The organism is Leisingera aquimarina DSM 24565 (genome assembly GCF_000473165.1).
Taxonomy (GTDB): Bacteria; Pseudomonadota; Alphaproteobacteria; order Rhodobacterales; family Rhodobacteraceae; genus Leisingera; species Leisingera aquimarina.
Window position 1 is genome coordinate 3,595,670 of the sequence record NZ_KI421504.1, and the last position, 12,681, is coordinate 3,608,350.

General features: G+C 63.4%; 14 protein-coding genes. 3 read left to right on the forward strand and 11 right to left on the reverse strand.

The annotated features are described in order from the left end of the window. Positions 1-8 precede the first annotated feature (8 nt). Complete coding sequence (locus AQUI_RS0122015) at positions 9-530, reverse strand: GNAT family N-acetyltransferase (protein WP_027259452.1); 522 nt, start codon at positions 528-530, stop codon at positions 9-11. After that, complete coding sequence (locus AQUI_RS0122020) at positions 527-1,135, reverse strand: VOC family protein (protein ID WP_027259453.1); 609 nt, start codon at positions 1,133-1,135, stop codon at positions 527-529. The genes AQUI_RS0122015 and AQUI_RS0122020 overlap by 4 nt, the downstream gene beginning before the upstream one ends. 654 nt (positions 1,136-1,789) lie before the next feature. On the opposite strand from AQUI_RS0122020, the gene AQUI_RS0122025 reads away from it, so the two are divergent. Further along, positions 1,790-2,230, forward strand: coding sequence for a hypothetical protein (locus tag AQUI_RS0122025; RefSeq protein WP_027259454.1), 441 nt, complete (start codon positions 1,790-1,792; stop codon positions 2,228-2,230). A gap of 124 nt (positions 2,231-2,354) precedes the next feature. Here AQUI_RS0122025 and scpA read toward each other — a convergent pair whose 3' ends face one another. Further along, a complete protein-coding gene (gene scpA / locus AQUI_RS0122030) occupies positions 2,355-4,484 on the reverse strand; it encodes a methylmalonyl-CoA mutase (protein ID WP_027259455.1) in 2,130 nt (709 codons plus the stop codon). Further along, entirely contained in the window at positions 4,450-5,382 is a 933-nt protein-coding gene (locus tag AQUI_RS0122035) for a hypothetical protein (RefSeq protein ID WP_027259456.1), read from the reverse strand. Before AQUI_RS0122035 ends, scpA begins: the two co-directional genes overlap by 35 nt. A 177-nt stretch (positions 5,383-5,559) precedes the next feature. Here AQUI_RS0122035 and AQUI_RS0122040 point away from each other — a divergent pair, with 177 nt between their 5' ends. Next, positions 5,560-5,994 (forward strand): DUF4174 domain-containing protein, encoded by a 435-nt coding sequence (locus AQUI_RS0122040; protein WP_027259457.1) that lies wholly within the window; start codon positions 5,560-5,562, stop codon positions 5,992-5,994. A gap of 22 nt (positions 5,995-6,016) precedes the next feature. Here the strand turns inward: AQUI_RS0122040 and AQUI_RS0122045 are convergent, their stop codons facing one another. The 3 genes from AQUI_RS0122045 to AQUI_RS0122055 form a co-directional block, all read right to left on the reverse strand. Next, positions 6,017-6,520, reverse strand: a complete 504-nt coding sequence (locus tag AQUI_RS0122045) for a hypothetical protein (protein WP_027259458.1) — start codon at positions 6,518-6,520, stop codon at positions 6,017-6,019. A 147-nt stretch (positions 6,521-6,667) separates the two neighbouring features. Further along, positions 6,668-8,713, reverse strand: coding sequence for an acetyl-CoA carboxylase biotin carboxylase subunit (locus AQUI_RS0122050; protein WP_027259459.1), 2,046 nt, complete (start codon positions 8,711-8,713; stop codon positions 6,668-6,670). A 131-nt stretch (positions 8,714-8,844) separates the two neighbouring features. Then, positions 8,845-9,048, reverse strand: a complete 204-nt coding sequence (locus tag AQUI_RS0122055) for a hypothetical protein (protein WP_027259460.1) — start codon at positions 9,046-9,048, stop codon at positions 8,845-8,847. Positions 9,049-9,725: 677 nt separating this feature from the next. Here AQUI_RS0122055 and AQUI_RS0122060 point away from each other — a divergent pair. Further along, on the forward strand, positions 9,726-10,868 hold the full coding sequence (locus tag AQUI_RS0122060; protein WP_027259461.1) for a DcaP family trimeric outer membrane transporter: 1,143 nt from the start codon (positions 9,726-9,728) through the stop codon (positions 10,866-10,868). 95 nt (positions 10,869-10,963) lie between these two features. On the opposite strand, the gene AQUI_RS0122065 is transcribed toward AQUI_RS0122060, so the two are convergent. From AQUI_RS0122065 to AQUI_RS0122080, 4 genes are all read right to left on the reverse strand, one after another. Then, positions 10,964-11,308, reverse strand: a complete 345-nt coding sequence (locus AQUI_RS0122065) for a hypothetical protein (RefSeq protein ID WP_027259462.1) — start codon at positions 11,306-11,308, stop codon at positions 10,964-10,966. Positions 11,309-11,377: 69 nt separating this feature from the next. After that, positions 11,378-11,518, reverse strand: a complete 141-nt coding sequence (locus AQUI_RS31340; protein ID WP_024089507.1) for a hypothetical protein — start codon at positions 11,516-11,518, stop codon at positions 11,378-11,380. Between the two features lie 214 nt (positions 11,519-11,732). After that, complete coding sequence (locus AQUI_RS0122075) at positions 11,733-12,104, reverse strand: DUF6497 family protein (RefSeq protein WP_342665611.1); 372 nt, start codon at positions 12,102-12,104, stop codon at positions 11,733-11,735. A gap of 128 nt (positions 12,105-12,232) precedes the next feature. Beyond that, complete coding sequence (locus tag AQUI_RS0122080) at positions 12,233-12,661, reverse strand: hypothetical protein (RefSeq protein WP_035920158.1); 429 nt, start codon at positions 12,659-12,661, stop codon at positions 12,233-12,235. Positions 12,662-12,681 lie beyond the last annotated feature (20 nt).

A 12,681-nucleotide genomic window follows, 5' to 3' on the forward strand; every position in this document is an offset into this window, starting at 1 on the left:
GGATCAGCCTATGCGTCTTTGCCGGGATTGTCAGGGGCGGGAATACCCGGTGTCAGGATTTTCTGCATGAAAACAGTGTCGAGCCAGCGGCCGTTCTTGCAGCCCAGTTCCGGCATCCGGGCGGTTTCCGCATATCCCAAGGCGGCGTGAAAACCAATGGCCGCAGGGTTAGCGCTGCTGACGCTGGCGATCAGCACATGGATCTGCGCTGCTTTCGCCTTCTCCTCCAGCGCCTGCATCAGCTTGCGGCCTGCACCCTGGCCTTGCCCCGCGGGCAGCAGGTGGATGGTGTGTTCCGCGGTAAAGCGGTAGCCGGGGCCGGAGCGGAACGGGAAGAAATACGCGTGGCCGAGGATTTCGCCATTCTGCTCCGCCACCAGATAGGCGCCGTCGCTGGCGGTGATCTGATCCCGGACCTGCTCCGGTGTCTTTTCAACGGTGTTGAAGGTCGCCAGCGTGTCGCGGATCACCCAGTTGGCAATGGCGCAGACAGCTTCGGCTTCTTCTTCGCGGGCGGGGCGGATGATCATCTAAGCTGCCTTTTGCCATGGGGCGTGTCGAATTCCGCAATCATGGCAGGTGCCCCCTGCTCCACCTTGATCCGCGGGTCGGCGAGGATGCGGTCCAGCGCAGCTTGCAAGTCTGCGGCCTCCGGGTGGCTGAGGATCAGGCGGGTCAGACGGCAGTGTGACTGCGGCAGTTTAGCGGCGGGCGGAGCGGCCTGCCACTGCAAGACGGCGGGAAAGATATTGTCATATGCGAGCAGCCCGTCCGCAGGCACCGTCATCAGCCAGCTGAGGTCCCCGCGCCGCATGGCCACATGGCGCTGCGCATGGGGCGGCAGCAGGGGTTTCTCCGCTTCCAGGTCCTGGCTGCGCAGGATCCAATTGCTGAGCCGTGCAGGACCGTTGAAGCGGTCGAGATTGAACCAGCGCGGCTGCTCTTGCGGCCGGGTATTGGGGTCGATGGCGATGGCTTCGAGGTACAGCCCGTCCTCCAGCCCAATGAGGCGGTTATGTGTGCCATAGCGCGCATGGGCGCCGCCGGGACCAAGCGGGACGCCGAGGGCTTCTTCGGTATGCGCTACGGCCTCTTCCAGCGTTTCGCCTGCCACAGCCAGGTGATCAAGTATCATGTCGGCCCCTCCGGATTGGCGCAGAGACTAGCCAGACAGCGGCGGGGTGCAAGGCGGGAATTTCAGGATACTCCGCACCGGCCCGGAAGCCAACATTTCCACCTTCTCCCGGCCGCGCCCTGGAACTCTCCCCATAATTGTGATGTGCTTCAGCGCATTACTTCGGCTTCTCCCACAAAGTGTTTGCCCAATGAATCTATTCGACTTCAGAACACACCAAGCCCTGGCCGATCTGAGCCGCGCGCAAAGGTTCCTTGGGCCAGAATCCCTTGCTCCGATCACGCAGGGAGACAACGCCCTTCTGGAGGAATTTTCCGGATTCCTGAAGGAACCGGCGCGTCCTCCGGCACGCGGGATTCACAAGCCGTGAATGACGCGCTTTGGATGGCGGCAGTGTCACCCGAAACCCACCACGACGCCTTCCTGACTGCCACGTCTGTCTTGACTATGAATGCGCTTGCGAGCCGGGAATACGTCCTGGGTCTGAGCTGGCGCTGGGAGGGCTCCAGCGGACGATTCCGGACCGCAGCGCCGCCTGTCCGGGCCGCATTGATGAACGGGTTCGTACGGTTGAGGCACCATTGCCTGCTGCCGGGTGATTGCAGGCCTTCAGTGGAAGACTTGCCGACCCGAGACCGGACTGAAGTAGAAGAGATGCTGACCCCGATTGCCAGGAGCATGATCCCGGCTGAAATCGAATGCGCCGCCACCGCGGATTATGGAATGGACATCGAAAAGCACAATAGAGCCCTTTTCGATCTGCGGAACAGCCCAACACTGGCTTACCCGCCAAATGGGTTGTGGTTTCCTGCTGAAGTTATTGAATTGATCTCTCACGTCCAAGGGCACACCGGCTGGCTCCCCAGCACCGCAATTCTGCTGCTGGATGCGGTCCGCACTTTGGATGAGCGGTCAAACGCTGAGTTCAGATTCGAAAAACAGTGGCGCGGCTACAGCCGTCTTCCGGCGCCAGCCCGGAGCGCATTTCACGCCGCGCTCAGGTATCCGTATGAAAAGAACGCCTTCGATCCGCAGTTTCCGAACTATCACTGTTTCGATGCCGGCAATAACGTCTCTCTTGGCTGGGGCGGGTAGCCCGCGCCTCTGCAAAACCACATCCGGGCCCGAAAAGACACGCCGCCCTCGCAGGCGCCGCCCCTTCTTTCTGGTCCCAAATACCTTCGGGGGGTCAGGGGGGCAGACAGCCCCCCTGCTCTGTTCAGCTGCGCGCTTCGCGGATCAGGCGCAGGATGTCCTGGGCGGCTTCCGGAATGTTGGTGCCGGGGCCGAAGATCGCCTTGACGCCTTTTGAGTACAGGAACTCGTAATCCTGCTGCGGGATCACGCCGCCGCAAATCACGATAACGTCGCCTGCGCCTTCAGCTTCCAGCGCCTCGACCAGCTGCGGCGCGAGGGTTTTGTGGCCCGCGGCCTGGCTGGAGATGCCGATCACATGGACGTCGTTGTCGATGGCATCCTGTGCGGCCTCTGCAGGGGTTTGGAACAGCGGACCCACGTCGACGTCAAAGCCGATGTCGGCAAAGGCCGTCGCGATCACCTTGGCGCCGCGGTCGTGGCCGTCCTGGCCCATCTTCACCACCAGCAGACGCGGGCGGCGGCCTTCTTCTTCGGCGAAATCCTCGATGGATTTCTGGATCGCGGCAAAGCCTTCGTCACCTTCATACGCAGCGCCATAGACGCCGGCCAAAGTCTTCACTTCCGCACGGTGGCGGCCGAATTCCTTTTCCATCGCCATGGAGATCTCTCCGACTGAGGCCCGCGCACGGGCGGCTTCGACTGCGGCTTCCAGCAGGTTGCCGCTGCCCGCCTGGGCGCGGCGGGTGAGTTCATCGAGGGCGGCCTGGCAGGCGGCCTCGTCGCGGGTATCGCGCATCTTCTGCAGACGGGCGATCTGGGCGTCGCGCACCGCGTGGTTGTCGACATCCAGGATGTCGATCGGATCTTCCTTGTCCTTGCGGTATTTGTTGACGCCGACCACAACCTCGTCGCCGCGGTCGATCATCGCCTGGCGGCGGGCGGCGCTTTCTTCGATGCGCAGCTTGGGCATGCCGCTCTCGACCGCCTTGGTCATGCCGCCCATTTCCTCCACCTCTTCGATCAGCGCCCAGGCCTGTTCGATCAGATCATTGGTGAGGCTTTCGACATAGTAAGAGCCGGCCAGCGGGTCGACCACATTGGTCACACCAGTTTCCTCCTGCAGCACCAGCTGGGTGTTGCGGGCGATGCGGGCGGAGAAATCGGTGGGCAGCGCAATGGCTTCGTCCAGGGCGTTGGTGTGCAGGGACTGGGTGCCGCCCAGAACCGCGCTCATCGCCTCATAGGCGGTGCGGATCACGTTGTTGTAGGGGTCCTGCTCCTGCAAGGAGACGCCCGAGGTCTGGCAGTGGGTGCGCAGCATCTTAGAGCGTTCGGACTTGGCGCCGAACTCCGTCATCACCCGGTGCCACAGGGTGCGGGCGGCGCGCAGCTTGGCGATTTCCATGAAGAAGTTCATGCCGATCGCAAAGAAGAACGACAGCCGGCCGGCGAATTTGTCCACGTCCATACCGGCGTCCAATGCGGCGCGCACGTATTCGCGCCCGTCTGCGATGGTATAGGCCAGCTCCTGCACCAGGTTCGCGCCGGCCTCCTGCATGTGGTAGCCGGAGATCGAGATGGAGTTGAACTTGGGCATCTCGTTCGAGGTGTACTCAATGATGTCCGAGATGATCCGCATCGAGGGCTTGGGCGGATAGATATAGGTGTTGCGGACCATGAACTCCTTCAGAATGTCGTTCTGAATGGTGCCCGCGAGGACCGATCTGTCGTGGCCCTGTTCTTCGCCTGCGACGATGAAACTGGCCAGCACCGGGACCACCGCGCCGTTCATGGTCATCGAGACCGAGACCTTGTCCAGCGGGATGCCGTCGAACAGGATTTTCATGTCCTCGACGCTGTCAATCGCCACGCCGGCCTTGCCGACATCGCCGACCACGCGGGGGTGGTCGCTGTCATAGCCGCGGTGGGTGGCGAGATCGAAGGCAACCGAGACGCCCTGCTGGCCGGCGGCCAGGTTGCGGCGGTAGAAAGCGTTGGATTCCTCGGCGGTGGAGAAACCCGCATACTGGCGGATGGTCCAGGGCCGGCCGGCGTACATGGTGGCCTTCACCCCGCGGGTGAACGGGCCAACACCGGGCAAAGTGCCCATATGCGGCAGGTCCTTGGTGTCATCTTCGGTATAAAGCGGCTTGACCTCGATGCCTTCCAGCGTCTGCCAATTGAGGTCGTCGACCGCCCGTCCGCGCAGCTCTTTCTCAGCCAGAGCCCGCCATTCGTCTTTGTTTGTCATCAGGTCTTCCTCTTGTCAGTGCGATACGGGGCGGGTTCGTGCCCGCCGCCTGTTTATCCGGGTCGTGTGCCAGCGCGGCGAGGCCGTCGGCCCCGCTGGCCAGCCACATCATGTCGTCGGCATAGCGTTCGCGCAGGATTGCGGTCTGCGCGTCGTCAAAGGGGCGCCAGCGGCCGAAGCCCTCTGGCAGATTGGCCGCCGCGGAGGACGGCAGGCTGGCGCGCAGGTCCTGCAGGCAGAGCGAGGCGTTCAGGCGCACCCGCGCATGGCTGCGCGGCGCCTCTGCCCCGGTCAGGGCCGTCAGCCCTGCCTCGGGCCTGGTGCCGAAGGTTTCAAACGGCAGCACATGCAGGCGCACATCGGGCACCGCGCAGGCAATATCGGTGATCACATCGCGCCAGCTGCGCGGCGCCTGCACCAGACGGTCAAGCTGCGCCGCAGAGGGCACCCGATGGCCGCGGGCAACCGCATAGGCCAGCGCCGAGGTCCAGTAGCCGTCCAGACTGCGGATGCTGAGCGCCACGTCTGTCACAGCGCTGCCAAAGGCCTGGGAAAAACGCGCCATCCGCTCCCCCACTCCGCTGTAAAGATCGCCAAGCCGCAGGTTGCCGCGGATGGAGCCGATCATGTTCTCTTCGCTCACCAGCAGCTGATGCATGCCCTGCTCGCGGCACCCGGAAATCTGGATCTGCAGCCGCCCGCGGGCACGCAGGGCCAGATCGCGGCCGGTCACCCGTGCAGGCCCGGGCTGGATGCCGTGGAACAACCCGCCCCTTGTGCGGAACGGCCCCCAGAACCCGATGCCCTGCCTGGCAAGCCCTTGGGCATTCTGGCGCATGTATTCCTGGAACGACGTGGTGGCGCAGCGGTGCGCGCCGGTATGAAGGATCACTTTCATCGTGCTTCGGGACCTCTTCTGGAGGGCCGCAGGCCGCAGCCCGGTCAAGGGGAATGGCACAATCATGGCCGGCAACCCCTCATTATCCCGTTAACGATGATGTTTTTTGGCCAAGTGCCGGATTTCCCGGTCGCATTTGCTGCCGCGGCACATATATTCAACGGGACAGGAGAGATCATGAGAGCAATCCTAACCGTTGTTTTGGCGGGTTTTCTTCCGCTTGCGGCCCTGGCGGCCGACGGCAGTGCGCCTGATTGGGTCCGGCCCGGGTACGACGCGGACCTGGACGATTTCCAGTGGACGAACCGTCCGGTGGTGGTGTTTGCCGACAGTCCGGAAGATCCGCGCTTCCACGAGCAGATGGAGCGTCTGATGCAAGGCGCCGAGGCGCTGAAGGACCGCGACGTGGTGGTGCTGACCGACACCGACCCAGCGGCCAAATCCGCACTGCGCAAGAAGCTGCGGCCGCGCGGTTTCATGCTGGTTCTGGTTGGCAAGGACGGCGGCGTGAAGCTGCGCAAACCGCAGCCCTGGACGGCGCGCGAATTGTCCCGCACCATCGACAAGTTTCCGGAACGCCTGCGCGAAGTGGAAGAGCGGCGCGGCGGCTGAACTGGCCCTGCAGCGCCTGCTGTCAGCTGTTGCCGCGAACGTAGATCAGCGCCATCGCCTGTTTGTCGAGCACAACCATGGCATGGGTGTCCGGCACAAAGACGAGATTGGATTGCGGGTTCAGGATGGCCCTGTAGTAGACACCCTTGACGATCTCGGTCATGCAATTGACGCCGGCCAGGCCCGAATTCAGGATCCCGATGCCCTGCGGCAGGTCCCGCGACATGATCGCTTCGGTCACCGCATTGGGGGACTTTCCTGCCACCCGGAACACAACCGGCTTGCCGTCTGCCAGCATTTTCATGCCCGTGTTGACGGACCGTGCCCTGTCCAGCAGCGAAGTGATCCGCGGCTGTTCCGTTGTATGAAACACCGCAGCGGTGCAGGTGGACGAGGATTGGAAAAAGAAGGTTTCGCCCAGCTCGGTCCAATCGGACAGCAGCACGCGCACCTCCTCTTCCTTGTCGAGCGTGCAGCCCGTCAGCAAGAGCAAGCCCGAAAGCAGACCGGTCATTAAGCGGAACATACGGCACCTTGAGGAAGTTCAACCCAGGCAGACTGACAGAGAGTCCTGAAGATTCGGTGCACGCAGCCATGCGGTCCGGGGCAGGCATGCGGGTGCCGGCGGAAAAAACCGCCTGCCCGCCCGCGCATATGCCTGCCCCGTGGTGCATTATTCGAATTCCATGATCACATCGTCGACCGCCAGGCTGTCGCCTGCGCTCGCGTTGATCTTGGACACCACACCCTTTTTCTCGGCGCGCAGGATGTTTTCCATCTTCATCGCCTCGACGGTGCAAAGAGCCTGGCCCTCCTGGACCTCCTGCCCCACTTCGACGTCGACCTTCACAATGAGGCCGGGCATCGGGCACAGGAGCATTTTTGAGGTGTCCGGCGCGACCTTTTCCGGCATCAGCCGGGCCAGTTCGGCCTGACGCGGCGTGCGCACATGGACCTTGAGGTCAGCCCCGCGGGAGCGGATGCGGAAGCCCTGGGTGACCTTACCGGTCTTCAGCACCAGGATCTCGCCATCCACGTCCAGGGTAGCCAGTTGATCACCCGGTGTCCAATCGGAGGCAACCCGCAGTTCGGCACCATCGTCAAACCGCACGGTGGCGCCGTCGCGGTCGGCATCAATCACCACATTGTAGGACTGGCCCTGCAGCGAGACGGTCCAATCGGTGCCGACCTTGCGTTCATGGTTGTCCATCCGGCCCGACACGCGGGTGCGGCGGATTTCGGCAACCCGGTGCATGGCCGCACAGGAGGCCGCGATCTTGCGCAGGTCCGCCTCGGGCAGTTCGACACCCTCGAAGCCTTCGGGATACTGTTCCTCGATAAAGGCGGTGGTCATGGTGCCGTCGATGAAGATCGGGTGATCCATCACTGCCGACAGGAACGGCAGATTGTGGCCGATGCCTTCGACCTCGAAGCTGTCCAGCGCGATGCGCATGGCATCGATCGCTGCGTCCCGGGTCGGCGCCCAAGTGCAGAGCTTGGCGATCATCGGGTCGTAGTACATCGAGATCTCGCCGCCCTCATAGACGCCTGTGTCATTTCGCACGGCGGCCTCGCCTGCGGGGGCATCGCCCTGCCACTTGCCGTTGATCAGCATCGGACCTGCGGCGGTCTCTGCCGGCGGGCGGTAGCGCGACAAGCGGCCGATGGAGGGCAGAAAGCCGCGGTAGGGGTCCTCGGCATAGAGGCGGTTTTCAATCGCCCAGCCGGTGAGTTTCACGTCTTCCTGGCGCAGCGGCAGCTCACCGCCGTCGGCAACCCGGATCATCTGTTCCACCAGATCAACGCCGGTGATCAGTTCGGTCACCGGATGTTCCACCTGCAGGCGGGTGTTCATTTCCAGGAAGTAGAAGTTCTTGTCGCCATCAACGATGAATTCCACAGTGCCGGCAGAGGCATAGCCGACGGCCTTGGCCAGAGCGACGGCCTGTTCACCCATGGCTTTGCGGGTTTCTTCGTCCAGGAAGGGCGACGGGGCTTCTTCCACGACTTTCTGGTTGCGTCGCTGGATCGAGCATTCCCGCTCGCCCAGGTAGATGCCGTTGCCGTGGGTGTCGCAGAGCACCTGGATTTCGATGTGACGCGGCTGGGTGACGAATTTCTCGATGAAGATACGGTCGTCGCCAAAGGAGTTCGCGGCCTCGTTCTTGGAGGACTGGAAACCTTCGCGGGCCTCTTCGTCGTTCCAGGCGATCCGCATGCCCTTGCCGCCGCCGCCGGCGGAGGCCTTGATCATCACCGGATAGCCGATCTGGTTGGAGATCTTCACCGCTTCGTCGGCATCGGCAATCAGGCCCATGTAGCCGGGCACGGTGGAGACGCCGGCCTCCTGGGCGATTTTCTTGGAGGTGATCTTGTCGCCCATGCTTTCGATCGCGCCCACCGGGGGGCCGACAAAGGCGACGCCTTCGGCGGCCAGGGCCTCGGCGAATTTGGAGTTTTCCGACAGGAAGCCATAGCCCGGATGCACCGCCTGGGCGCCGGTTGCGCGGATCGCCTCCATCACCTTGTCGATGACGATATAAGACTGGTTGGCGGGCGGCGGGCCGATGTGGACGGCTTCATCCGCCATCTGCACATGCAGGGCCTGCTTGTCAGCGTCGGAGTAGATGGCAACCGTCTTGATGCCCATTTTCCGCGCGGTTTTGATCACGCGGCAGGCGATCTCGCCCCGGTTGGCGATCAGGATCTTATCAAACATAGGCAGTCCCTTGTTCCTTGGTATTCAGGAATGCAAAACGCCGCGCCCGGGGCGGACCCAGGCACGGCGTTTGCGCGATTTTTGCACCGGCCGCAGCGGGCCGGATGTTCAGCAGTGCAGCGGCAGCGGCCTTAGCACTTGCGGGGGTTTTGCTGGCAATAGACCAGGTTTGCGGCAACGCCGACGGCTGCGCCGGTGACCAGGCTGCCGTCCAGCAGCGCAGCGCCTGCGGCACCCGCGCCTGCACCGTATACAATACGTTCGCCAGTGGTGTCGCCGCAGGCCGCCGCAAGGCCGCAGAGCGACAGGGCCGCGATGAAAGTTTTTGCCCGCATGTCCAGTTTCCTTCTTCCGGGGACGTCAGTGTCCCTGCGGAATTTGCAGCCAGGGCGCGGCCGCGCAATGCAGTGCAGGCCCGGCCCTTCAGTTGGGCGGAGGCTTGCCGCATTGGGGGGGGTATACGGCAAGCTTCCGCCGGCGCCTGAAGGGGATAAAAGACGGGCAGGCCGCGGATGGGGGCGCAGACCTGCCCGTTCAGGCGAAGGGGCCGGAACAGATGCTCGGCACAGCAGCGTGGCTGCGCTGCTTGACCCACGATGCACAGCCCCGGCGCTGCTGTAAGCCCCTGAAATGCAAGGCTGCGGATTTGGGCAGATTCCTGCTGACTTGCGCAGCAGCTGTGCGATTTCACGCCGAAATTGCGCTTGGCTGCCCGCCCGGTGGCGCTGGAACGCATCAGCCCTGTCACATCGCTGTTACAGCCGTGGCGCTGTTCCGTTTTAGGTCTGGTGCCCCCCGGAACGCGCTGTGAACGGCGGCGCCCTGCACACAGGAAGTTGTGCCGTTCTGACAGTATCTTACCCGGCACGGACACCCCGGCGTTATCTGCCCGTGAAAATCCGTCACTTTTGCGGGCGCAAATTCTCACAGCGGCTCGCTTCAACGTCATTTCCCCCTGTTTGCCGTCCGTGGAAGCGTGGCCGCACATCACGTAAGGAGGAGGGATAACCCCATGAGTAAAGTGCATAGAGGGCGGTTTGCCCTGGCTGCTGCTGCACTTGCCGGCAGCGCTGGCCTGGCCCACGCGGATACGCAGTCCGAGCTGCAGGACCTGCGCAACCGGGTCGAGGTGCTGGAGGCAGAGAGCCAGCAGGTGACCGGCGCGCCCGGCGACTTCCGCCTGGGCAATACCGCGGTCGATATCTACGGCTACGTCAAGGCCGACTTTTTCTACGACTTCGACTTCGTCCAGGGTGACACGGCTTTTGTCAACAATATCGGCGAGCCGGTGAATGCCACCGACGGTGATTTCGGCGCCACAGTGCGCCAGTCGCGGCTGGGCATCCGCACCACCACCGAAAGCGGCATCGGCACCCTGCAGGGCCAGCTGGAGTTCGACCTGTTCGCCTCGGGCGGCACCTCCGAGCTGCGGCTGCGCCACGCTAATGTGCAGATCGGCGATCACTGGCTGATCGGCCAAACCTGGACCAACTTCATGCCGCTGGGCCAGTACCCCGCCAGTGTGGAATTCAACGGGCCGGTCGGCATCGCCTTTGCCCGGGTGCCGCAGGTCCGCTACAGCAATAGCTTTGGCGACGGTTTCGACTACAGCCTGTCGCTGGAAGAAAACACTGCCGCCTCCAGTGATCCGGTGGCCACAGCAGCGTTCCAGTACAGCAACGATCTGTTCACCGCGCGTGTAGCGGGCCTTGCCGGCACCGTCCAAAGCGGCGGCGTTGACGTTGATCAAACCGGTGTTACCCTCTCCGGCTCCATCACGCCCTGGCAAGGCGGCTTGTTCCAGGCGACCTATGTCGACGGCGAGGCCTTGGGGCCGCTGCTGATCGGCTTGGGCGATGCGGTGGTCGGCGGCCAGGCCAATGACGTGGAGGGATACACCCTCGAGTTCCGCCAGGACATCGGCGACAAATGGAACGTCGGCATCGGCTACGGGCGCGAGGATTACGATCTGGCGACCTCCACGGGCACGCTGTCCTTCACCGAGCTGGAGACCATTCACGTCAATGCCTTCTTCAACCCCACCGACAATCTGACGCTGAGCGCTGAATACATCTTTGGCGAGCGCAATGACGCGGTCTCCGGCAACACATTTGACGGCGACCGGGTGCAGCTGGCGGTGCAGCTGAACTTCTGACCGGCTGTCAGACAGGCGGTGCCCCGGACGCTGCGGCAGGCATCGCGGAGCGATCCGCGGTGCCTGCCCTGTGATATGCGTCCAGGGCCGCGCCATCAGGTGAACGCGTCCGGGAAAGACGCCTGCGCGACAGCCACGTCAATGACCAGCAGCGCCTCATAGCTTGCCGGATCAAACGGATCTTCGGCGGCGATCACTTCGCGGCCGAACAGCCAGCTGAGACGGCCAGCGTCCAGATTGCCGCGCTCAAAGGGCTGATCGCCGAACTGTTCCCATAGCGCCTGCATAAAGGTCGCGTCGACGCGGCGGTCGACGTTCTTGCGATCGGCAAAACGCTCGCGCCGGGTTAGCGGCGTAACCCCTTTGGGGTTGGGGCGGCGGATGGTGAATTGGAAATCGGTGCCGGGCATACGGCCCGGGAACCCGCGGTGTTTCAGCATTTGGGTGCCTCCTGTCCGGCACCCTGCGGGCGGGTAAGGGCCGGCCGCAGGGCCGGACCCTTGTGGTCGTTACTTGTACTTGCCGGTGAATTCCGGCTCTTGCGAGATCGGCTCGGGCTCGACCACGACGAATTCTTCTTCCTGCTGGGCGCAGGCAGTGACGGCGGCCAGCAGGCCTGCCAGGGCGATAAGCTTGATGCTCTTGGACATTTCTGTCTCCTGATAAAAAGTGCGAAACCTGCGGCAGCTTCGCCCGCCGCGTGCCTCAACCTCAATGTGAAGGCAGCCCGCGGGCTGCCCGCGCCAAGGATAGCGGGGTTTGCATCCGAGTCACATGGCAATAGCGGCAATTGATGGCGCTGTGGCTGCAATGCCGCAAGAATCCGCCGATCTGAAGTTCGCCCCGCAAGATATTGTGGATGCATCAGAAAGCCTCCCACATGCAGCCCGTGGTTTCGGGGCGGTAGGCCTCGAAAAACTGTGTGGCAGCAGGGTCCTGCGCGCCAAAGGGCACGGCCCGGTCCGACAGAGAAATAACCACCTTGGCTGCTGTGATCCGGTGTTCGGCCAGATACGGCAGCGCATGGGTTTCGCACAGGTGGTCCATGTCGGGGGCTGCAGCGTCATAGCTGACAGTGCCGGTTTCGCGGGCGATTTCCGGCGCAACAAAGCGGAACCGCGCCCAGATTGAGCCTGCCTGGCCCGCCTGCCCCGGAGCGTCATCCAGCAGCACCTCGGCCAGGGTCACGGGCTGGCCCGAGGGAACCGCAACCGGCTCAGCCGCAAAAGCGGACAAAGCGGACAATGCAAAGGGGATAACCGCCAAATATCCGCAGCCCCGGCCCCCGGTTTCCCAGGCTCCTCCGGCCGGGGCTGCTGGCGCAGCGCTAAACGCGCACGCTGTCTGAATTCGGCTGACGCGGATCATGAGACTGATTCGTCCTTCATGTCAATTTTTGCCGTAATTTCGGGCGCATTCTTCGCATTTGGCCCGGTTTCCAGGCATGTTGCGCCTCGCCGCCGCACAGCATGGCGCAGCCAGCGGGCCCGGTTGGCGGGGTTTTCCAGCACATCCGCAATCAGCCCGGCCGCATTGGAGGGCACCCGGCCCATCACTTGCCCGCCCGCACGGACCCGCAACCCTTGACCCTTGGCCGTGACTTCCACCACCGGGGAGAAGCCCCGCAAGCCTTGCAGCTTGCGCCACATGTCCTGACGGATCTGATGCGCCAGCCGCATCGGATCACCCGCAGGCAACATGGCTTCCGCTGCCACGTCGAACTGCGCAGGCAAGCGGCGCGACAGCGTCAGCCCTCCTTCATCCCGTGTGATATGCCAACGGTTGCTACGCAAATCCGAAGCCTCTCTCTTCT